This is a genomic window from Gallibacterium genomosp. 1 (assembly GCF_000771875.1).
In the GTDB taxonomy this organism is placed as follows: domain Bacteria; phylum Pseudomonadota; class Gammaproteobacteria; order Enterobacterales; family Pasteurellaceae; genus Gallibacterium.
In genome coordinates this window covers 1-22,307 of record NZ_JPXX01000025.1, presented here as the reverse complement: position 1 = coordinate 22,307, position 22,307 = coordinate 1, and the positions used below count along the sequence as shown (strand labels likewise).

Here is a 22,307-nt window from a genome sequence, read left to right as displayed (position 1 = left end):
GCATATGAAGAAGATAAAAGTAATTGTTGTGACCGCTTTATCCGCTTTGGTATTATCAGCTTGTTCCAATTCTTCTAAAGAGCAAGTGGAGCAGGCTCCAGTGAGTGAATTATATCAAAAAGCTCAAGAATATTTGCAGGATGAGAATTATCGTCAAGCAATTCGTTATCTTGAAGCTACGGATGATCGTTTTCCATATGGCGAATATGCACAACAGGCAGATTTAAATTTAATTTATGCCTATTACCGCAATGAAGATTATGTGAATACTTTGTCGACAGCGGAGCGTTATTTGCAAAAATATCCACAAGGTCCTCATTTGGATTATGTGCTATATATTGCTGGTTTAACCAATATGGCATTGGGGGATAATTTATTCCAGGACTTCTTTGGAGTAGAGCGTTCTTCACGCGAAACTAAGCCGAGAGAAGATGCTTATCATAATTTTGAAACCTTAGTTCGTTATTTCCCGAACAGTGAATATACTCCAGATGCAAAACAACGAATGAACTATATTCGTGAAAGTTTGGCAAAACATCAATATGAAATTGCGGAATTTTATCTGAAACGTGACGCTTACGTTGCGGTGGTGAATCGAATTCAAGATAATTTGCTCCGTTTATATCCGGATACAAGTTATGCTTATAAAGCATTGCCAATGTTGCAACAGGCTTATGCCGCATTACATTTAGATAAACAGGCGCAAGAAATTGCGCAGGTTTTAGCAAACAACAAACAAAAACAATTTTCTGAATTAGACAAACCAGAAGCACGTCCGGACGTTAAACCACCGTTGAAGTAAACTTGTTATCAAGAGAAAATGCGATCAATGTGATCGCATTTTTATTGTACGGAACGATAGAGATCTTTGCTATAAAAAATTTGTGTTGGATTATTTAAGTCATAACCGGTAAGGTCGGCAGAGATTTTTATCGGTAAATAATAGTGATAGATTGGTAAAATAATGGCATCAGTTGTTAGCGTGTCAAGAACCTGCTGATAAATTTGTTGTCGTTTTTCATTTGCTGTTTCTAGCATTGCCTGTTCTAACCATTGATCCACTTTTTCGTTATGATAACGCATTAGGTTATCCGGACTTCTAGAGTGAAAATTATTTAAAAATGCTGAAATATCATTGTAATCGGCACACCAACCACTGCGAATAAGTTGAAATTGCTGTTGACTATGCAACAAAGACCATTCTTGCTGGGTTTTCGCCTGAATACTTGCTCTGATTAAATCTGATTGAGAAAACTGACGAATTAAATTTTGTGCAATAGCAATATTTGTCGAGTTGTTATCAACGATTAAACTTAACTGTAATGGATGTTGAATAGTGATCCCTGCCTGTTGTAATAATTGTTCTGGTGGTGCTGAATTGAAATAGGCGCTTAATAACATTGATGAAGGTAATAAATTAGTACTGGCTTTACCGTTAATATTCACGCCATTAATTGCACTTTTACTGGAAATTAGGCTCACTAATGCTTGTCTTACCGCACTATTTTTTAAAGTGTGGTGATTAGGGTTTAACTCATAATAATAGCTACATAATTTCGGTACGGTTTGTTGCGTATCATTATTAGTATTTAAGCGTAGATCAATTTCTTTTGACATAAGATTTGTCCTCCAGTATTCAACTTTTTGGAAAGAAACGTGCAATTTTTGCCAATAAAAGGGATTACGCGTTAATATTACTTTGTTTTCATCAATGTTATTTAAAGTATAAGCACCGTTATATAGAGAGTTTTTTATTGGCAATAAGGAAATATGTGCCAACATTAAGGGAAAATTAGCATTTGCTTTATCCAGTTCAATTTGCAAATGGTGCTCATCTAAAGCAGTTACTCCCAATGTAGTCGGTTCAGCCTGTTTCTGTAGAATAGCTTTGGCATTTTTAGTTGCAATAAAAGCTAAATATTGTGCTGATGGTGAATTTTCTATAAATAAATTTTGCCAACTTTTCACAAAATCGGTAGCGGTAACGCTAGAACCATCTGACCATTTAGCATCATTTCGTAAAGAAAATAGCCAAACTTTGTTATCTTTTGTTTGCCAAGATTGAGCAATAGCCGGAATAATATTGCCGTGAAGATCGTAACTTACCAACCCTTCATAAAGATCATAAATAATCGCACTATTTTGCAGATCTGTCACTTGTTGGGGATTGAGTTGAAAATGTGAAAACTCGCCTCCGCGGATAAGTGTTTGTCGAGATGGTGTTTTATTTTCTGTGATTGCAGTTGTTGTTTGTGAAGAAGGCTGTTGATCACAACTTGCTATTGCCAATAATGCACAAATAATAAAACTTTTTTTACTTAAAAATTTATGCCACATCAGTGTAATAACCCCGGGAATAAATTAGAGATACCGGCAACGCAGATCTCAATACCGAGCGCCATTAGAATTAATCCCATAATACGTGTGACCACATTGCTACCAGTTTTACCGAGATATTTCATAATCATTGGACCGGAGCGGAAAATGGCATAACACATTACCGAAAAAATTAAAATAGCCATCGCGAAACCGAGCCAATCTATCCAGCTGTTATAACGTGAAGCCCAGACAATAGTTGAACTGATAGCACCTGGTCCTGCGATTAACGGCATTGCAAGTGGAACAACAGCAATGCTTTCACTTTCAGAAAAATTGGTTGCCCGTTCTTCTTTATTTTGTTTTTCTTCCCCTAATTTACCGCTGATCATTGTCATTGCAATCGAAATAACGAGCAGACCACCGGCGATACGGAAGGAGTTAATAGAAATACTGAAAAAATTAAGCAATGCTTGACCAACAAACAGGCTGGTAAGTAAAACTACACCAATTGCGGTGGATGTAACTAACATTGTTTTTTGGCGTTCGGTTTCATATTGGTTACTCGTCATACTCATAAAAATAGGTAATGACCCTAATGGGTTAGTGACTGCAAATAATCCAATAAAAAACTGCATATAAATAGGGAAGTTTTCAATAAATGTCATAAGCATTAATAATTTCAGTATTGAATAAATTAGAAAGCGTTTATTATGGCATAAGAAGCTGTTATTTACACGCCGCAGTAATTACAATCTCTACTTTCCAGTTTGGATCGGCAAGTTTTGCTTCAACGGTAGATCGTGCAGGTGCTTTACCTGCAACGACCCATTGATCCCAAGCACGATTCATTTCAGCATAGTCATTTATATTAGCTAAGAAGATTTCTGCGCGTAAAATACGAGATTTATCTGAACCGCTTTTTTCCAATAAAATATCGATAAGTTGCAAAATTTGTCGAGTTTGCTCATAGGTGTTCAATGATGAGTCTTCTGCAACTTGTCCTGCTAAATAGACAATTCCTGCATAAATAGTGGCTTCTGATAGGCGGTTATTAGAATCAATATGTTTAATTTCGCTCATAAAGCACTCCTTTAAGTTATAGCTGATGAATTATTTTAAGGGTAAAATGAGTTTCAATTAATAGAACAATCGATAAAGTGTTGCTCTATGAATTTTACACTGATTTGGAAAGGGAGCTTCCCGAAAATGGACCACATTCTACAGCCCTGCATAGCGATGTTTCAACTATTAAGGAGTTTTTGATGAAACCGTTAATTTCTAATCAACACGGAGCGATTGTGATGGCATTATTGCCTTTTTTATATGGAATGCTGCTTTCTAAACCGATCTGGTTACATTTTCTTCTTCTATTATCTTGGTTTTCACTCTATCTGATGACCTATCCGTTTTTAGCACTATTTAAAGGGAGGAATTTAGCACTGTATCGACGTTGGACCTTTATTTATGGAGGGGCGAGTTTGATGTTTGCTATTTTGCCTTTATGGTATAACCCTCGTATTCTTTGCTTTTTAGGTGCAATGCTACCATTTGTTTTAATCAATATTTACTATACAAGGCAGAAAAATGAGCGAGCATTATTGAATGATATTGCTGCTATTTTGATTTTTGCGATTGCTGGAATGGCGGCTTATTTCTTTTCGCAACAAAAATGGGATCAAAATATGATTTCAATTGCGTTCTATCCTACACTCTTTTTTGTTGGCACGACTTTATATGTGAAAAGCGTAATGCGAGAACGGAAAAATCCGTATTATTATTATCTTTCTTGTTTATTTCATATACTGTGTGTCGTTATTGGCTTGTTTGTTAATATTGGTGTTGTCTTGGCTTATCTGTTACCAATGATACGCGCAATTTTTTTACCAAAATACAAATTATCAGTAAAACAGATTGGTTTAATCGAGTTTGTTATTTCCCTCTATTTTTTGATCGTGCTTTATTTAGCAACGGCATAACTAAATACGGAAAGGTGATGCCTTTGTTCGCTATTAAAAAAATGCTAGAATTTGCGCTTTGTAATCAACAGCGACAGAAAAAAGATGAGTGAAAATATTTATAATGCGAATGATATAACTGTTCTGAAGGATCTTGAACCGGTGCAATTACGTCCCGGAATGTATACCGATACCACCCGTCCTAATCATCTTGGTCAAGAAGTTATTGATAATAGTGTTGATGAAGCTTTAGCTGGATATGCGACTAAAATTGAGGTTATTCTCTATCCGGATCAATCTTTAGAAGTGATTGATAATGGGAGAGGAATGCCGGTGGATATTCACCCTGTAGAAAAAATTTCTGGTATTGAGTTGATCTTAACTAAACTGCATGCTGGTGGAAAATTCTCGAATAAAAACTATCAGTTTGCTGGTGGTTTGCACGGTGTTGGGATCTCGGTTGTAAATGCTCTCTCTGCACGCGTTGATGTTTCTGTTAAACGTAATGGTGAAATTTATCATATCGCTTTTTCCGATGGTAAAAAAATAGAAGAATTGGAAGTCGTTGGCTCTTGCGGAAGACGTACAACCGGTACGACTGTAAGGTTTTGGCCGAATGCTAAATATTTTGATTCTGCAAAATTTTCTGTTTCACGTCTTCGTCATTTGTTACGTGCTAAAGCGGTGCTTTGTCCGGGATTGGAAATAAAATTTATTGATAAAGTTAATCAAACGGAAGAGCGCTGGTGTTATCAGGATGGTCTTTCTGATTATTTATTGGAAGCTGTAGATGGAGTAACCACTTTGCCAGAACAACCGTTTATCGGTGAATTTAAAAGTGATACCGAAGCTGTTAATTGGGCTTTATTCTGGTTACCTGAGGGCGGTAATATCATTGGCGAGAGTTATGTCAATTTGATTCCGACTCCATTAGGGGGAACGCACGTTAATGGCTTGCGTCAAGGTTTGTTGGATGCGATGCGAGAATTTTGTGAGTTTCGTAATTTATTGCCACGTGGTGTTAAGTTAACGGCGGATGATATTTGGGAACGTTGTGCTTATATTTTGTCATTAAAAATGCAGGATCCGCAATTTGCTGGACAGACAAAAGAGCGTTTATCTTCTCGTCAGAGTGCCGTATTTGTTAGCGGTGTAGTTAAGGATAGTTTTAGTTTATGGCTTAATCAACATATCCAACAAGCAGAGCAGTTGGCTGAAATGGCGATTGCTTCGGCACAACGTCGCTTACGCAATGCGAAAAAAGTGGTGCGTAAAAAATTGGTGAGCGGTCCGGCATTGCCTGGAAAATTAGCAGACTGCACACAACAGGATTTGAGTCGTACAGAGTTGTTTTTAGTGGAGGGTGATTCTGCCGGAGGTTCAGCAAAACAAGCCCGAGATCGTGAATATCAGGCGATTTTGCCATTACGTGGAAAAATTCTTAATACTTGGGAAGTGGCTGGTGATCAAGTGCTAGGTTCACAAGAAATTCACGATATTGCCGTGGCATTAGGAATTGATCCTGATACTGATGATTTATCTCAATTACGCTATGGGAAAGTGTGTATTTTAGCTGATGCGGATTCCGACGGTTTGCATATTGCTACCTTATTATGTGCATTGTTTTTGCGTCATTTCCCTAAATTAGTGGAAGAAGGGCACGTTTATGTTGCGATGCCACCATTATACCGTATTGATTTAGGTAAAGAGGTGCATTACGCCTTAGATGAAAATGAAAAAGAGGCAATTTTGGAACGTCTAAAATCCAGAAAGGGTAAAATTAATGTTCAGCGTTTTAAAGGATTAGGCGAAATGAATCCTTTGCAATTACGTGAAACGACGATGGATCCAAATACACGACGTTTGGTTCAGCTAGTTTATCAACCGAATCAAAGTAGTGATAACAAAATGGATCATACATTAGAAATGTTAGATATGCTTTTGGCGAAAAAACGTGCGGATGATCGTAAAAACTGGTTACAAGAAAAAGGTGATCACGCAGAGTTAAACGTTTAAGTTTGGTAAAGAGAGATGAGTACAATTAATTACGAAGGCGTTGAGCAGATGCCAATAGGGCATTTTACGGAGAATGCATACCTCAATTATTCAATGTATGTGATTATGGATCGTGCGTTGCCGTTTATCGGAGATGGTTTAAAACCGGTGCAACGGCGTATTATTTATGCGATGTCCGAATTAGGTTTGAATGCGAGTACGAAGTATAAAAAATCGGCGCGTACGGTCGGTGACGTACTGGGTAAATTCCATCCGCACGGCGATAGCGCTTGTTATGAAGCAATGGTATTGATGGCTCAGCCGTTTTCTTATCGCTATCCGCTGGTTGATGGGCAAGGAAACTGGGGGGCACCGGATGACCCGAAATCTTTTGCGGCAATGCGTTATACCGAATCTCGTTTATCAAAAATTTCAGAATTATTGCTTTCGGAATTGGGGCAAGGAACGGTCGATTATCAGCCAAATTTTGACGGTACCCTTGATGAGCCACAATATTTGCCGGCAAGATTACCACATATTTTATTGAACGGTACTACCGGAATTGCTGTTGGAATGGCGACCGATATTCCTCCACATAATATTAATGAGATTGCTCAAGCATTAATTTTATTGTTGGATAATCCAGATGTCTCAATGGATGAATTATTAAATATTGTTAAAGCTCCAGATTTTCCAACAGAGGCAGAAATTATTACGCCTAAAGAGGATTTGCGAAAAATCTATTTAAATGGTAAAGGTTCGCTAAAAATGCGTGCAGTATGGAGCAAAGAGGACGGTGAAATTGTAATTACTGCACTGCCTTATCAGGCTTCAGGTGCAAAAATTATTGAGCAGATTGCTACTCAAATGCGTAATAAAAAATTGCCAATGGTGGATGATGTTAAAGATGAATCAGATCACGAAAATCCAACCAGATTGGTGATTGTTCCTCGTTCTAATCGAGTCGATGAAAATGAATTAATGGCGCATCTTTTTGCTACAACGGATTTAGAAAAAAGTTATCGTGTCAATATGAATATGATTGGTTTGGATCGCAAACCAGCAGTGAAAAATTTATATACGGTTTTAACTGAGTGGCTTAGTTTTCGTCGTCAAACTGTTACTCGTCGATTGCAATATCGTTTGGATAAGGTTTTATCACGATTGCATATTTTAGAAGGGTTGTTAATTGCATTCTTAAATATTGATGAAGTTATTCATATTATTCGCAATGAAGATGAACCTAAACTGGAGTTAATGTCGAGATTTGCATTATCAGAAGCTCAGGCTGAAGCGATTTTGAATTTACGTTTGCGCCATTTGGCAAAATTGGAAGAAACTGAATTAAAAGCGGAACAACAACAATTAGAACAGGAACGTAAACAACTGGAAAAAATATTATCTTCAGATAAAAGTTTGAATCAATTAATCAAAAAAGAGATTGAGCAAGATGCTAAAACATATGCCAGCCCGAGATTATCGAAAATTGTTGAGCGCGAGGAGGCAAAAGCGATTTCTGAAAGCGCTTTAGTACCGGTAGAGCCAGTAACGGTGATTCTCTCTGAAATGGGATGGGTTCGTTGTGCCAAAGGACACGATATTGATCCAAAAAGTTTAAGTTATAAGGCGGGAGATAATTATTTGTCCCACGTTTGTGGTCGTTCTAATCAACAGGTTATTTTCCTTGATAACACAGGACGGAGTTATAGTTTGGATCCCCTTTCTTTACCTTCTGCTCGTTCACAAGGAGAACCGATAACCGGTAAATTAACATTGCCGACAGGCGCAATGATAGAACAGCTATTGATGCCGAAAGCAGAACAAGCACTATTAATGGCATCTGATGCCGGTTATGGTTTTGTCTGCAATACGGAAGATTTAATCACTCGTAATAAAGCAGGTAAAGCGGCGATTTCATTACCTGAAAATGCAAAAGTGTTGCCTCCTGTAGTGATTGAAAACAAATCGGTTTTATTGGTGGCAATTACTTCAGCGAACAAAATGTTACTCTTCCCACTCAGTGAATTGCCGGAGTTATCAAAAGGAAAAGGAAATAAAATTATCAATATTCCTGCTGCGAAAGCAAAAGCAAGAGAGGAGTTGTTGGTGAGATTATTTGTAATTGAAGAGGGCAGTTCTTTGATATTCCGTTCCGGTAAGCGTAAAGTGACTTTGGATGCGAAAGAAATCAGACATTATTACGGTGAACGTGGTCGTAAAGGCACTCCATTACCACGCGGTATACAGAATAGTGCGGAAATAGAGATTATTCCACCGGAAAAACCGGAAGAATTTGTATTAACAAATTAAGCACAGAAATATGAAGGTAAATATTTGCTATTGCAATAGTAAAAAGGTAGAATATGCGACTCTTATCGTGGCTGGATTAGAGATCGGCTACGATGTGTTTTAATTTAACTTTATTAGGAGTTTATTTATGTCTCTAAGTACTGAAGCAAAAGCGAAAATCGTCGCCGAATACGGTCGTGATGCAAAAGATACTGGTTCGCCAGAAGTTCAGATTGCATTATTAACTGCACAAATTAACCATTTGCAAGAACATTTCTCAGTTCACAAAAAAGATCACCATGGTCGTCGTGGTTTACTAGGGATGGTTTCTCGTCGTCGTAAATTGTTAGATTATTTAAGACGTTCTAACTTAGACAGTTATACTAAATTAATCGCAAGTTTAGGTTTACGTCGATAATTTTTTTACGTTTTTGTATAGCTCGAAAACACCTGTTTTCGAGCTTTTTTGTTTTTATCAATTATACATTTTGTCAACCTCTTTGCACATAATGTGTGCGGATGAGTATAACCATATGTATTCTTAGTATTTACTATCAATTGTACAGCTGTACAAATCCTTAAATCTCTTCTACCTCCTCGTTTATCAAACTATGTTAAATTAATATGTATAAAGTTAAAAAATACATTTAAATTATAAAAATTAATAAAAAAGATGACAAAAATATTAATGAAATGTTGATATATTGCTCCATTTTTATATCATCCTAAGAAGCAGAGTCATGATTACATATGTAAAAGTGCTGTTATTTTATCTGCCAGCATAAACATTTTGTGCTTCATTCTCTAAAACTTTAGTTTGTTTCTGTATTGAGGTTATTTTTTATGAAACTGAGTAGTAAACAGACCAAATGGAGCTTGGTACTTATCTGTGCCACTTTTTTATTAAGTGGTTGTGAGAATGCTGTATTGCTCAATCCTAAAGGTCAAATCGGGATGGCGGAGCGTGATCTCATCCTGATTGCAACCGGTTTAATGTTGCTTGTCGTGATTCCGGTAATCATAATGGCAATCGTATTTGCCAGAAAATATCGGGAAAGCAATGTAAAAGAGAAATACTCTCCAAACTGGGTGCATTCCAATAAGATCGAAATGGTGGTTTGAGGAATTCCTGTCATCATTATCCTTATTTTAGGAACCATCACTTGGAAAACCACCCATTCACTTGATCCATACCGCCCATTAGAACATGAGAATAAACCAATCACTATTCAAGTCGTTTCTCTAGATTGGAAATGGTTGTTTATTTATCCTGAGCAAGGCATTGCGACGGTGAATGAAATTGCCTTCCCACAAAATACCCCTATAGAATTCAAAATCACTTCAGATACTGTGATGAATTCTTTCTTCATTCCACAATTGGGTAGCCAAGTTTATGCGATGGCTGGTATGCAGACTAAACTACATTTGATCGCTGATGAACCCGGTACTTATAAAGGTATTTCTGCGAGTTATAGTGGTTCAGGATTTTCGGGTATGAAATTCAACGCGATTGCTACTCCGGATGAAGCCTCTTTTGCAGATTGGGTCGCTAAAGTGAAACAGTCACCAGATTCTTTGAACACTATGGATGCATATAATCAAGTCGCTATCCCGAGTAAATATGATAAGCCGAAATATTTCTCCAGTGTAGTTCCGAATCTCTTTTATGACATTATGGCAAAATTTGGTAGTCCGCATATGCATAAGCTGGATATGCAAGGGCATAGCACACATATTTCACATAATGAGTCATCAGTCGCAATTACTGAATAGTTAAATAAGCATCGAAGGAATAACTATGTTAGGAAAATTATCATTAGACGCGATACCGTTTCATGAACCTATTGTGATGGTAACGGTTAGCGGTATTATTTTGGGCGGTATTGCTGTCATTATCGCTTTAACTTATTTTAAATTGTGGGGGCCGTTATGGCGTGACTGGATTACGACTGTTGACCATAAACGTATTGGTATTATGTATATCTTTTTAGCTATCATTATGTTAATACGTGGTTTTGCCGATGCAATTATGATGCGTAGTCAGCAGTTTTTAGCATCAGGGGGCTACGCAGGCTTTTTGCCACCGGAACACTATGACCAAATCTTTACGGCTCACGGTGTTATTATGATTTTCTTCGTAGCTATGCCGTTTGTGATCGGTTTAATGAATATTGTTATTCCATTGCAAATTGGTGCTCGCGACGTTGCATATCCGTTTTTAAACAATTTAGGCTTTTGGTTTACCGCTGTTAGTGTGGTTTTGATTAACCTCTCTTTGGGGATTGGTGAGTTCGCTAAAACCGGTTGGTTGGCTTATCCGCCATTGTCGGAATTGCAATATAGTCCTGATGTGGGCGTCGATTATTGGATTTGGACGTTACAGATATCGGGTATAGGAACGACATTAAGTGCGATTAACTTTATTGCCACTATCCTCAAAATGCGTGCACCGGGGATGAGCTTGATGAAAATGCCAATTTTCTGTTGGGCTTCTTTCTGTTCTAACGTGTTGATTTTAACTTCATTCCCGATTTTAACCGCAAGCGTTGCTTTACTTACATTAGATCGTTATTTGGGTACCCATTTCTTCACCAATGATTTGGGTGGCAATATGATGATGTATATCAACTTAATCTGGGCGTGGGGCCATCCGGAAGTATATATTCTGGTGTTACCTATGTTTGGGGTTTATGCGGAAGTTACAGCTACTTTCTCTCGTAAGAAAATGTTTGGTTATACCTCAATGGTGTGGGCGACAGTATGTATTACTATCTTGTCTTTCATCGTTTGGTTACACCATTTCTTTACTATGGGATCAGGCGCAAATGTTAATGCTTTCTTTGGTATAGCAACAATGATTATTTCCATTCCAACAGGGGTGAAAATTTTCAATTGGCTGTTCACGATGTATCAAGGGCGTATCAAACTTAGTGTACCGATGTTATGGACTATTGGTTTTATTGTGACCTTTGCTATTGGTGGAATGACAGGTGTGCTATTGGCAGTACCGGCTGCTGACTTTGTGTTACACGGCAGCGTATTCTTAATTGCTCACTTTCATAACACTATTATTGGTGGTGTGGTGTTCGGGCTCTTTGCTGGATTGAACTACTGGTTCCCTAAAGCATTCGGTTTTACTTTAAACGAAAAATGGGGTAAACGTGCATTTTGGTGTTGGCAAATCGGTTTCATTGTTGCGTTTTTACCGCTATATGCATTAGGTTTTATGGGAATGACTCGCCGATTAAGCCAACAAATTGATCCTGAATATCATACATTACTCGGCGTAGCAGCACTTGGTGCAGTGATTATTGCTTTGGGTATTGCTTGTCAGTTTATTCAACTTGGTGTATCTATCCGTGATCGAAATAAAAACAGAGATACCACCGGCGACCCTTGGGGTGGACGTACTCTTGAATGGGCAACTTCTTCACCACCACCTTTCTATAATTTTGCGGTGACTCCTAGAGTAGAAGAGCGTGATGCTTTTTGGGATAACAAAGAAAAAGGTGTGGCTTATGCTAAACCAACAACTTATGCCCCTATTCATATGCCGAAAAATACCGCTGCGGGTGTCATCATTGCTGTATTTACTATGATTTTCGGTTTCGTAATGATATGGCATATCTGGTGGTTAGCAATCGTGAGTTTCGTCGGTATGGTTGTTACTTGGATTGCTAAAAGTTTCGATCAAGATGTGGATTATTATGTTCCTGTCGATCAAATTGAAACGATTGAAAATAAACACTTTAAAGAATTATCTCAAGCAGGGCTGCAATAATGTCAACAAATACTGTAATACATAACGGTGTCCATCAAGGACACCACGATACTGGGCCGATTAAAGTTTTCGGGTTTTGGATTTATTTAATGAGCGACTTGATTCTCTTTTCTTGTCTGTTCGCAACCTATATCGTGTTGTTACCAGGTACAGCAGGGGCACCGAGCGGCAAAGATATTTTTGAGTTACCTTATGTATTAGTGGAAACCTTCCTATTGTTATTCAGTTCCATTACTTATGGGTTTGCTGTTTTAGCAATGAATCGCAATAATGTTAGGCAGGTTTTATTATGGTTAGTAGTAACTTTCCTATTTGGTGCTGCTTTCGTTGGTATGGAAATCAATGAGTTCCACCATTTAATTGCACAAGGTGTAGGGCCTGATCGTAGTGGTTTCCTTTCCGGATTCTTTACCTTGGTCGGTACACACGGTTTACATGTTACTGCCGGATTGATTTGGATGGTGGTGATGATGATTCAGGTGGTTACACGCGGTTTATCTGCGGTTAACCGTACTCGTCTAATGTGTTTAAGTTTATTCTGGCACTTCCTTGACATTGTTTGGATTTGTGTCTTTTCCGTTGTTTATTTAATGGGGGGCTTGCTATGAGTTACGATAACCACGATTATGCCACTACTGAACACGGTAGTGTTAAAAGCTATCTTATTGGTTTTGGTTTATCTGTTATTTTGACATTAATTCCATTCCTGATGGTGATGAATGGCAGTGCATCCAAAATATCATTATTGGTAATTATTGCTGTCACTGCTGTGATACAGCTAATTGTTCAGCTTGTCTGTTTCTTGCATATGGGAACTTCTGAAGATGGACGCTGGAATCTCATATCATTTATTTTTACCGCAATTGTGATTCTATTATTGGTGGCATTATCCATCTGGATTATGTGGAGTTTGAATGCCAATATGATGGCAGGCTAATAGGGTTTACTATGATTAAATCTTACCTACAAGTTACCAAACCGGGAATTATCATCGGCAATCTTATTTCGGTTGTCGGTGGGTTTCTGTTAGCGGCCAAAGGGCATATGGATCATACGCTGTTTTCTTATACGATTCTTGGTGTGTCATTAGTAGTCGCATCAGGTTGTGCATTTAATAATCTGATTGATCGTGATATTGATCGCAAAATGGAACGTACTAAAAATCGTGTATTAGTTAAAGGTTTAGTATCAGTACATACTACGTTTACCTTAGCCATAGTATTAGGCGTTTTAGGATTTGCTATCCTTTATTTTGGCGCCAATCCTCTAGCTATGTGGCTGGCTGTTATGGGTTTTGTGGTATATGTGTTTGTGTATAGCCTTTATATGAAGCGCCATTCTGTTTATGGTACGCTCATAGGTAGTTTGTCTGGTGCCGCTCCACCTGTTATTGGTTATTGTGCTGTAAGTAATGAATTTGATACGGGTGCATTGATTTTATTAGCTATTTTTAATTTGTGGCAAATGCCACATTCTTATGCTATTGCGATTTTCCGTTTCAAGGACTATCAAGCAGCCAATATTCCTGTGTTGCCAGTGGTAAAAGGTATTGCTGTTGCTAAGCATCATATTTTGCTGTATATCATAGCCTTTATGTTTGCTGCACTTATGTTATCAATAGGTGGTTATGCCGGTTATAAATACCTTGTGGTAGCCACTGCTGTAAGTGTGTGGTGGTTATGTATGGCATTATCGGGTTATAAATCAGAGAATAATGATTATGTTTGGGCAAGAAAATTGTTTGTCTTTTCTATCATTGCTATTTGTACCCTAAATATTATGATGTCTATTGATTTTATGGTTCCGGCACATTCAATTGTTAGTTTGACCAATTAATTGTTTGATAAACTTACTCAGCATCATATAAAAAATCTGTCCTTTGGGCAGATTTTTTATATTTTCCTAATTTTGTTAAAAATAGTATGAATAAAACAGTGCTTAATAATGATAATTGTATGACCGTTGAAGAGCGTAAAGCTACTTGGGGACTTGGTACAATTTTTTCCTTACGTATGTTTGGAATGTTTATGGTATTACCAGTATTAACTACTTATGGAATGCATTTGCAGGGAGCGAATCAGATTCTTATCGGTATAGCTATTGGTATATATGGTTTTATGCAAGCGATCTTTCAAATCCCTTTTGGTTTATGGTCTGATAAGATAGAACGTAAAACTTTAATTATTTTAGGGTTATCCATTTTTGTGATTGGTAGCATCATTGCTGCTTTGTCTAGCTCAATTTGGGGAGTGATTATTGGGCGAGCCTTACAAGGTAGTGGTGCAATTTCTGCGGCGGTAATGGCATTATTATCCGATTTGACACGTGAACAGATTCGTACTAAAGCAATGGCATTTATAGGTGTATCTTTTGGTATTACTTTTGCGGTTGCTATGGTGACAGGACCTATCATTACCTACCAGATTGGTTTACAAGGGTTATTTTGGTTTATAGCGGTATTGGCTATAGGCGGGATTTTCTTAACCATAACAGTGATTCCAAAAAGTCAATATCACATACGTAACAGTGAATCGGCAGTGATTAAAGGTTGTTTGAAAGAGGTATTAAAACAACCACAGATAATGAAACTTAACATTGGTATTTTCTGTATGCATTGTTTGTTGATGACAACTTTTATTGCTTTACCTCTTTGTTTTGAGCAGACCGGTTTTCCAGCTTATCGTCATTGGCAGATTTATCTTGTCACAATGTTGATTGCTTTTGTAAGTGTAGTTCCGGGGATTATTATTGCTGAAACTAAACGCAAAATGAAGGTTGTTTTCTTGCTCTGTATTATGATCTTGATTGCTGCTGAAGCAACTTTATGGTGTGCAGATAATCAGTTGTGGGTGCTTATTCTTGGAACTTTATTGTTTTTTATCGGCTTTAATCTTATGGAAGCATTGCTTCCTTCCCTTATTAGTAAAGAAGCACCTGCAGGAAGCAAAGGCACAGCGTTAGGAATTTATTCGACATTCCAGTTTTTTGGTGCTGCCGCCGGAGGAAGTATCGGCGGTTGGATTGTTGGGCATTTTGGCACAGAGGTATTGTTTCTAACAGCAATGCTGTTGGCTATTTTATGGCTTGCACTTGCTTTTACGATGAATGAACCTCCATATTTGGCTAATTTGCGTATTCGTCTTACTGAATGTAGAAATTCTACTGTGTGGAAAGATTTTTTCTTACAACAAATTGGAGTGTGTGAGGCTATTATTATTCCTGAAGAGCAAAGTGCTTATATTAAAATTGATAGTACGATGACTAATCGTCAAATTTTAGAAGCAGCAGTCGCTAGACAAGAAAAAATAGGTTTATTTTAATTCGTTAATAGTTTCATTAAAAAATTTCTAAATAGTTCTAGTTCTCGATGTTCACGATGATGAATATATTTTAGAGGCGTAACCTCTTTTAAATCAGGGGTATTCATAGAGAAAAATTTTATATGTTGTTTGGTGAATAGAAATATTAAATGACTTTAATGATACGAGATGGGAATGTAGCCTGATGTCTTATAGTATCAGCCTTTAAGTCGCTTTTTAGTAGACATTCTGTTTACTATATTATTTGGTTTCTATAGATAAAAAATTGGGGTAATTATAAGGAATAATTACCCCAATTTTTGTTTATTATGTAGTATTCAAATAATGAAAATAATATAGTTAAAAGTATAAATAATTTTGATAATTAAACATTATTAAATTTATTTTTATGGTAAAAGTTTATCTATTTTCTTTTTTTAAGAAAAAGATTCTATTGGCTATAATAGAATCTTTTTGATTAATTATTCTTCTTTCCCTTTCATATTATTTAATGCAAGTAATCCTTTATCACAACTTTTAATTTGGTGTTCAACGCTCATTTGTAAGATTTTTTGTTTGCTTTCGGATAGTTTATTTTTGATGTTTGCAATCTGTAGATGAGTTCCGGGTTGTTTTTCTGCTTCTGAAATGAGTTCTTCTGTCTGTTGGAATAATTGTTGACATTGGCTAGGGATTTGAGGTTTTTTGTTTGCAAAACTATTAGAAGTTAAAGCACAAAAAAACAGCGCTACTAAGAAACTAAATTTAAACATATACTGACCGTAAGATTTTAAAAAATCCGTTGAAAAAATGTGCAATAAAAATAACAAAAAAAGAAGGTATTGTCTATAAAAAATGACTTCATCAAAGGAATAAAAAGTTGTTTTTGTCGGTAAATCAAAAAATAATTTTTTAATAAAATGTTACAAAAAATATAAAAATTGATATGTATCAAATAATATTCTGTTATTGAAATTTATTTTTTTGATTTTAATGCGATTTTGTGATCAATCTAAAACTTTTTGGGTTTCCTCTACCCCATTTTTAGGAGTAAAATAAAAGATGTATTAAACGGTTAGAGTTATCCTTTATTTCAATGTGAAATAAATCATATCTTTACCTGAGTTTGATATTTAAGCTAATTAATTGATATTGATTAATGGCTAATGGGGTGATTACAGGATTTGTAATCTTTTTTAAACTTGTATTGAGTACAAGAGGTTGATTGAGATGTTAGACATTGTTGAACTCTCGAGATTGCAGTTTGCATTGACTGCACTATACCACTTCCTATTCGTACCTGTAACATTGGGTTTGTCCTTTATTCTTGTAATAATGGAAACCATCTATGTAACGACAGGGAAAGAGGTATATAAAGATATGACTAAGTTCTGGGGCAAATTGTTTGGTATTAACTTTGCTCTAGGAGTGACAACTGGTATCACAATGGAATTCCAATTTGGTACTAACTGGTCTTATTATTCACACTATGTAGGTGATATCTTCGGTGCACCATTAGCAATTGAAGCGTTACTTGCATTCTTCTTAGAATCTACTTTCGTGGGTTTATTCTTCTTTGGTTGGGATAGACTTTCAAAAGCGAAACACTTGTTATCAACTTACTGCGTTGCATTCGGTTCGAACTTATCTGCCATGTGGATTTTGGTTGCAAACGGCTGGATGCAAGATCCTGTAGGCGCAGAATTCAATTTTGATACTATGCGTATGGAAATGAGTAGTTTCCTAGAACTATGGTTAAATCCTCAAGCACAAACTAAATTCTTGCATACTTTGTCTTCTGGGTATGTTTGTGGTGCAATTTTCGTATTAGCAGTCAGTTCTTATTATTTGCTTAAAGGGCGTGATATCGGTTTTGCAAAACGTTCTTTCTCAATTGGGGCAACATTTGGCTTCATTGCAATATTATCTGTTTTAATTATGGGAGATGAAGCAGGTTATGAAGTCGGTCAGGCTCAACCAACTAAACTTGCCGCTATGGAAGGAGAGTGGGATACTGAACCGGCTCCGGCTGCGTGGAATATTGCTATTGTTCCGAATTCACAAGAAGGTCGTAATGAATTTGCATTACAAATTCCTTACGCTGCAGGTATCATTGCAACCCGTTCTTTAGATAAAGAAATTACCGGTTTGAATGATTTACGAGTTCAAAATGAAGAACGTGTACGTAATGGTATGGTTGCATACGGTTTATTGGAAAAACTTCGTTCAGGTCAAAAAGATGCAGATACTATTGCTCAATTTAAAGCAGTGGAAAAAGATCTTGGGTATGGTTTATTGTTAAAACGTTATACCGATAATGTTGTTGATGCAACTGACGAACAAGTAAAACAGGCAGCAGCCGATACTATTCCTGATGTTGGACCTACTTTCTGGTCATTCCGTATTATGATATTTGCAGGCGGTTTATTACTACTTCTCATTATCGGTGCATTTATTGCAAATATCAGAAAAACTGTTGGTGAAAACAAGTTTTTACTTAAAGCTTTGCTTTATGGGCTTCCTTTACCGTGGATTGCAATTGAATCAGGTTGGTTCTTAGCTGAATATGGAAGACAACCTTGGGCAATCTTTGAGGTATTACCGGTAGGCGTAGCGAACTCTGCATTGACAACTGGAGATCTCTGGTTCTCAATTGGTCTAGTTTGTGCGTTATATACTATCTTCTTAGTTGCAGAAGTATATCTAATGGTTAAATATAGTCGACTTGGCCCAAGTTCATTAAAAACAGGTCGTTACTATTTTGAACAATCAACTAAATAAGCAGGAGCCTAAATCATGATTGATTATGAATTTCTACGATTTGTATGGTGGATCCTCTTAGGTGTGTTGCTTATTGGCTTTGCAGTTACTGACGGATTCGATATGGGGGTTTTAACACTTCTTCCTTTTGCAGGTAAAAAAGAAGTGGAAAAGCGTATTATGCTTAACTCTATCGCTCCTCACTGGGATGGTAACCAAGTTTGGTTATTAACTGCCGGTGGTGCAATGTTTGCTGCATTCCCACTTATTTATGCAACATCCTTCTCAGGATTTTATATTGCAATGATCCTTGTTTTAGCTGCATTATTCTTCCGTCCTGTTGGATTAGAATATCGTGCTAAAGTGGAAAATCCAACTTGGCGTAAAGCGTGGGACTTAGGATTGTTTATCGGTGGTTTTGTTCCTTCACTTGTTTTTGGGGTAGCTTTTGGTAATTTATTACAAGGCGTACCTTTTGAATTTAGTTCTATTGTTCAAGTGAAATATACAGGATCATTCTTTGAATTATTAAATCCATTTGCACTTCTTTGTGGAGTTATTAGTTTAGCAATGTTAACAACACAAGGTGCAGCTTGGTTACAAATGAAAACAACTGCTGATTTACGTAATCGTGCAAGAGTGATTTCTCAAGTCGGTGCGTTAATCACTTTAGTTGCATTTGTATTAGCTGGAGTATGGTTATTATTCAAAGACGGTTTCGTTGTAACTAGTGCGATCGATCACAGTGCTCCTACATCACCGTTTGGTAAAGAAGTGATTATGCAGGAAGGTGCTTGGTTCAATAATTACAAAGAAATGCCTATTCTTTGGATTTTCCCAGCATTGGCGGTTGTTTCTGCATTATTGAATATAGTGTTCTCTAAAGCGGATCGTTCCGGATTTGCCTTCTTATTCTCATCATTGACAATGGCGGGCATCATTTTAACTTGTGGTGTTTCAATGTTCCCATTCTTAATGCCATCAATTACTCATCCGGAAATGAGCTTATTATTATGGGATTCAAGCTCAAGCCAATTAACATTGACATTAATGTTAATCTTAGCTGTGATTTTTGTAGTTATCCTATTAAGCTATACAATTTGGTCATATATTAAGATGTTTGGTCGTATCGATGAAAACTTCATCGAAAATAACAAACACTCATTATACTAAGGAGAAATTTATGTTTTATGTAACTTGGGTTTTGGGCGTGTTATTTGCAGTTTGCTTAACAGCAGTGATCAATATCAGTATTGAAAAAACTGGTAAGTTTGATGAGTAATAATACGATATGATTCAAACACTGTATCAATTAACAAATAAGGGCTCAATTCGAGCCCTTTCATTCGTTCTCGCATTTATTCTAACAGCAACAATTTTTTTGCATACGGAACGCTTTGCATTGGATTATGGTGGTATTTCGCCGCTTTATACGTTGATTATTTTTTGGAGCGTAGCGACACTATGGATTCACGGCTTTGGTTTGGAAATTTATAAAACAATATGGAAATTATTGTTTTTACCGATTTTTTCTTATATTGTTGCGATTATTGCACTCATATTTATTTATTTTATGTGATGGCAAAGAAAAAATTTTTACGTTTAAGTCATCAAGCCTATTGCAGTTAATTTGCACGTTCATTAGAATAGCGAAACTTTTTTGTTATAGAGAAACAGATAGCAGTAGCAATGAAAAATAACTCTACATATCCGGTTCGCATCTATTATGAAGATACTGATGCAGGGGGTGTTGTTTATCATTCTCGCTATCTTCATTTTTTTGAACGAGCGAGAACAGAATTCTTGAGAGAAAAAGGGTTCTCTCAAAATGAAATTATACAACAGCAAGGTATTGCTTTTGTTGTTAAACAGATGGAAATTGATTTCCGCTACCCAGCTTGCCTAGACGATTTATTAATTGTCGAAACGACTTTAGTTGAAGTTAAAAATGCCAGTTTGGTTTTCACACAGAAGTTAATTCAAGAGAACAAACTTTATTGTTCTGCAATAGTGAAAGTAGCTTGCGTAAATATAAATCTCATGAAACCCACCTCACTTCCTCAAGAAATCAGAAGATTACTCAAAGATGAAAAACCGTGATAGGCAATTTATGGAGCATTAAATGTCTGAATTGAATTTTTTCGACTTATTTCTTAAAGCCAGTGTAGTTGTACAAATAGTGATTTCGATTTTGATCCTATTTTCAATTATTTCTTGGGCAATTATTATTCAACGCAGTAAGATTCTTTCTAAAGCATTAAAACAATCAATGGCTTTTGAAGAACGCTTTTGGTCAGGTGAAGATTTAACTAAACTTTATGAAGGATTATCCAATCGTCGTGACGGACTTTCTGGTAGTGAGCAAATCTTTTTCGTTGGCTTTAAAGAATTTTCTCGCCTTAAACAGGCTAATCCTAACGCATCAGAATCTATTATCCAAGGAAGTTCGCGTGCAATGCATTTAGCGATGAATCGTGAGATTGAAGATGTAGAAAATACAGTGCCTTTCTTAGCGACAGTGGCCTCAGTTAGCCCTTATATCGGGTTATTCGGTACAGTATGGGGAATTATGCACGCATTTATGGCATTAAGTAATGTTAAGCAGGCAACCTTGCAAATGGTGGCACCTGGTATTGCTGAAGCCCTAATTGCAACTGCAATTGGGCTTTTTGCGGCAATTCCTGCGGTAATGGCTTATAACCGTTTGAGTTTAAGAGTGAATAAGCTTGAACAGAATTATGCAAATTTTATTGATGAATTTACGACAATTTTGCACCGCAAAGTATTTGGTCAAAGTAATTTTCATAACTAATTTTTATTAATGTTGAAGAGGACATTATGCAATCTCGTCGTCAGGGTCGATCAATAAAGTCTGAAATTAATATCGTCCCGTTTTTGGATGTATTGTTAGTTTTATTATTAATATTTATGGCTACTGCACCGATTATTAGCCAAAGTGTGCAAGTTGATTTGCCGGACTCTACTGACAGTCAAACCGTTTCTAATGAAGATAAAACACCTGTTATTTTGGAAGTTGACGGTACAAATCAATATACGCTTTCTATTGATGGTGTAAGAAATGAAAATCTAACCGAAGAAATGGTTGTTCAAATGTCAAAAGAAGCATTTGAAAAGGATAATACAACACTGTTTCTTGTTGGTGGGGCAAAAGATGCACCTTATGAAGAAATTATCAAAGGGTTAAATTTACTGCATACCGCAGGGATAAAAAGCGTGGGTTTAATGACGGATCCGCTATAAAGATTAGGATAGTATTGTGCAATATAATCAACAACAGAAATTCAAAAAAGCAGTTTTGATTTCAATTCTTTTGCACATTCTGCTTTTTGGTTTACTTTTTATCGGTTCAAGACTGGAAGAAGTAAGACCAATGGGGGGCGGTGAGGGCAATGGCGAAGTTTTGGGTGCCATTATGGTTGATACTGGGGCTGCCGCTCAAGAATGGGGCAGATTACAGCAAGAGAAGAAAGGTAATCCGCTATCAAAACGAGAAATAGCTGATAAAGAAAGAGAACAGCAAAGTAAAGAACAGGCTGAAAAAGAACGCCAAGAACAGCAAAAGATCAAAGAAGCAAAAGAAAAAGCAGAACAGGCGGCAAGAGAAAAGGCGGAACAAGAAGCTAAAGAGAAAGCTGAACAATTAGCGAAAGAACAAGCGGAAAAAGCAGCAAAAGAGAAAGCAGAAAAATTAGCGAAGGAACAAGCGGAAAAGGCAGCTTTAGCTGAAGCACAAGCAAAAAAAGAGGCAAAAGAAAAAGAGGCTAAAGCAGCTGCTGATGCTAAAGCGAAAGCTGAAAAAGTAGCGGCTGAAGCTAAAGCTAAAGCTAAAGCGGAAAAAGAAGCTAAGGAAAAAGCTGAAAAGGCAGCAGCTGAAGCTAAAGCTAAAGC

General features: G+C 36.8%; 23 protein-coding genes and 1 pseudogene. 20 read left to right on the top strand and 4 right to left on the bottom strand.

The genetic code is table 11. The features are described from left to right. Nucleotides 1-4 precede the first annotated feature (4 nt). Nucleotides 5-802 (top strand): outer membrane protein assembly factor BamD, encoded by a 798-nt coding sequence (locus tag JP36_RS09035; RefSeq protein ID WP_039174126.1) that lies wholly within the window; start codon nt 5-7, stop codon nt 800-802. Between the two features lie 305 nt (nt 803-1,107). Here JP36_RS09035 and JP36_RS09030 read toward each other — a convergent pair. The 3 genes and pseudogenes from JP36_RS09030 to JP36_RS09020 all read right to left on the bottom strand — a co-directional run. Continuing rightward, nucleotides 1,108-2,337: pseudogene (locus tag JP36_RS09030) on the bottom strand (peptide ABC transporter substrate-binding protein); the annotation flags it as partial. Beyond that, the gene (locus JP36_RS09025) at nt 2,337-2,984 is read right to left on the bottom strand and encodes a YchE family NAAT transporter (protein WP_039174124.1); all 648 of its coding nucleotides are present in this window, start codon (nt 2,982-2,984) and stop codon (nt 2,337-2,339) included. The gene JP36_RS09025 and the pseudogene JP36_RS09030, both read right to left, overlap by 1 nt. A gap of 61 nt (nt 2,985-3,045) precedes the next feature. Then, entirely contained in the window at nt 3,046-3,399 is a 354-nt protein-coding gene (locus JP36_RS09020; RefSeq protein ID WP_039174022.1) for a RidA family protein, read from the bottom strand. A 182-nt stretch (nt 3,400-3,581) separates the two neighbouring features. Between JP36_RS09020 and JP36_RS09015 the strand changes: the two genes are divergently transcribed. From JP36_RS09015 to JP36_RS08970, 11 genes are all read left to right on the top strand, one after another. After that, on the top strand, nt 3,582-4,295 hold the full coding sequence (locus tag JP36_RS09015) for a YwiC-like family protein (RefSeq protein ID WP_039174021.1): 714 nt from the start codon (nt 3,582-3,584) through the stop codon (nt 4,293-4,295). Between the two features lie 84 nt (nt 4,296-4,379). Continuing rightward, a complete protein-coding gene (parE, locus tag JP36_RS09010; protein ID WP_039174019.1) occupies nt 4,380-6,290 on the top strand; it encodes a DNA topoisomerase IV subunit B in 1,911 nt (636 codons plus the stop codon). Between the two features lie 15 nt (nt 6,291-6,305). Then, nucleotides 6,306-8,579 carry a DNA topoisomerase IV subunit A gene (gene parC, locus JP36_RS09005; RefSeq protein ID WP_039174017.1) on the top strand — a complete coding sequence of 758 codons (2,274 nt, stop codon included), beginning with the start codon at nt 6,306-6,308 and terminating at the stop codon, nt 8,577-8,579. A gap of 127 nt (nt 8,580-8,706) precedes the next feature. After that, nucleotides 8,707-8,976: a 30S ribosomal protein S15 gene (gene rpsO / locus JP36_RS09000; RefSeq protein WP_021461325.1), complete on the top strand. Its 270-nt coding sequence runs from the start codon at nt 8,707-8,709 to the stop codon at nt 8,974-8,976. A gap of 425 nt (nt 8,977-9,401) precedes the next feature. Then, entirely contained in the window at nt 9,402-9,680 is a 279-nt protein-coding gene (locus JP36_RS11810) for a hypothetical protein (RefSeq protein ID WP_234702177.1), read from the top strand. 135 nt (nt 9,681-9,815) lie between these two features. Further along, nucleotides 9,816-10,331, top strand: a complete 516-nt coding sequence (locus JP36_RS11805) for a COX aromatic rich motif-containing protein (protein WP_231924134.1) — start codon at nt 9,816-9,818, stop codon at nt 10,329-10,331. 25 nt (nt 10,332-10,356) lie between these two features. Then, nucleotides 10,357-12,339, top strand: a complete 1,983-nt coding sequence (gene cyoB / locus JP36_RS08990) for a cytochrome o ubiquinol oxidase subunit I (RefSeq protein WP_039174014.1) — start codon at nt 10,357-10,359, stop codon at nt 12,337-12,339. Beyond that, nucleotides 12,339-12,947, top strand: a complete 609-nt coding sequence (locus tag JP36_RS08985) for a cytochrome o ubiquinol oxidase subunit III (protein ID WP_039174012.1) — start codon at nt 12,339-12,341, stop codon at nt 12,945-12,947. Before cyoB ends, JP36_RS08985 begins: the two co-directional genes overlap by 1 nt. After that, complete coding sequence (cyoD, locus tag JP36_RS08980; RefSeq protein ID WP_039174010.1) at nt 12,944-13,276, top strand: cytochrome o ubiquinol oxidase subunit IV; 333 nt, start codon at nt 12,944-12,946, stop codon at nt 13,274-13,276. The genes JP36_RS08985 and cyoD overlap by 4 nt, the downstream gene beginning before the upstream one ends. An 11-nt stretch (nt 13,277-13,287) precedes the next feature. Continuing rightward, nucleotides 13,288-14,175 (top strand): heme o synthase, encoded by an 888-nt coding sequence (gene cyoE / locus JP36_RS08975; RefSeq protein WP_039174008.1) that lies wholly within the window; start codon nt 13,288-13,290, stop codon nt 14,173-14,175. 119 nt (nt 14,176-14,294) lie between these two features. Further along, nucleotides 14,295-15,659, top strand: a complete 1,365-nt coding sequence (locus tag JP36_RS08970) for an MFS transporter (protein WP_039174006.1) — start codon at nt 14,295-14,297, stop codon at nt 15,657-15,659. Nucleotides 15,660-16,120: 461 nt separating this feature from the next. Here JP36_RS08970 and JP36_RS08965 read toward each other — a convergent pair whose 3' ends face one another. Next, complete coding sequence (locus tag JP36_RS08965; protein WP_039174003.1) at nt 16,121-16,411, bottom strand: DUF5339 domain-containing protein; 291 nt, start codon at nt 16,409-16,411, stop codon at nt 16,121-16,123. 457 nt (nt 16,412-16,868) lie between these two features. On the opposite strand from JP36_RS08965, the gene JP36_RS08960 reads away from it, so the two are divergent. The 8 genes from JP36_RS08960 to tolA form a co-directional block, all read left to right on the top strand. Continuing rightward, nucleotides 16,869-18,419: a cytochrome ubiquinol oxidase subunit I gene (locus JP36_RS08960; protein WP_039174002.1), complete on the top strand. Its 1,551-nt coding sequence runs from the start codon at nt 16,869-16,871 to the stop codon at nt 18,417-18,419. Between the two features lie 15 nt (nt 18,420-18,434). Further along, nucleotides 18,435-19,571: a cytochrome d ubiquinol oxidase subunit II gene (gene cydB / locus JP36_RS08955; RefSeq protein WP_039174001.1), complete on the top strand. Its 1,137-nt coding sequence runs from the start codon at nt 18,435-18,437 to the stop codon at nt 19,569-19,571. Between the two features lie 10 nt (nt 19,572-19,581). Further along, on the top strand, nt 19,582-19,680 hold the full coding sequence (locus tag JP36_RS11385) for a cytochrome bd oxidase small subunit, CydX/CbdX family (protein WP_018346408.1): 99 nt from the start codon (nt 19,582-19,584) through the stop codon (nt 19,678-19,680). A 9-nt stretch (nt 19,681-19,689) separates the two neighbouring features. Next, on the top strand, nt 19,690-19,977 hold the full coding sequence (gene ybgE / locus JP36_RS08950; RefSeq protein ID WP_039173996.1) for a cyd operon protein YbgE: 288 nt from the start codon (nt 19,690-19,692) through the stop codon (nt 19,975-19,977). A gap of 110 nt (nt 19,978-20,087) precedes the next feature. Continuing rightward, the gene (gene ybgC / locus JP36_RS08945) at nt 20,088-20,498 is read left to right on the top strand and encodes a tol-pal system-associated acyl-CoA thioesterase (protein WP_039173994.1); all 411 of its coding nucleotides are present in this window, start codon (nt 20,088-20,090) and stop codon (nt 20,496-20,498) included. Nucleotides 20,499-20,520: 22 nt separating this feature from the next. Next, nucleotides 20,521-21,210 (top strand): protein TolQ, encoded by a 690-nt coding sequence (tolQ, locus tag JP36_RS08940; RefSeq protein ID WP_039136389.1) that lies wholly within the window; start codon nt 20,521-20,523, stop codon nt 21,208-21,210. Nucleotides 21,211-21,236: 26 nt separating this feature from the next. Then, nucleotides 21,237-21,659 (top strand): colicin uptake protein TolR, encoded by a 423-nt coding sequence (tolR, locus tag JP36_RS08935; protein ID WP_013746816.1) that lies wholly within the window; start codon nt 21,237-21,239, stop codon nt 21,657-21,659. Between the two features lie 16 nt (nt 21,660-21,675). Next, on the top strand, nt 21,676-22,307 hold a 632-nt coding region (tolA, locus tag JP36_RS08930; protein ID WP_039173989.1), incomplete at its 3' end, for a cell envelope integrity protein TolA.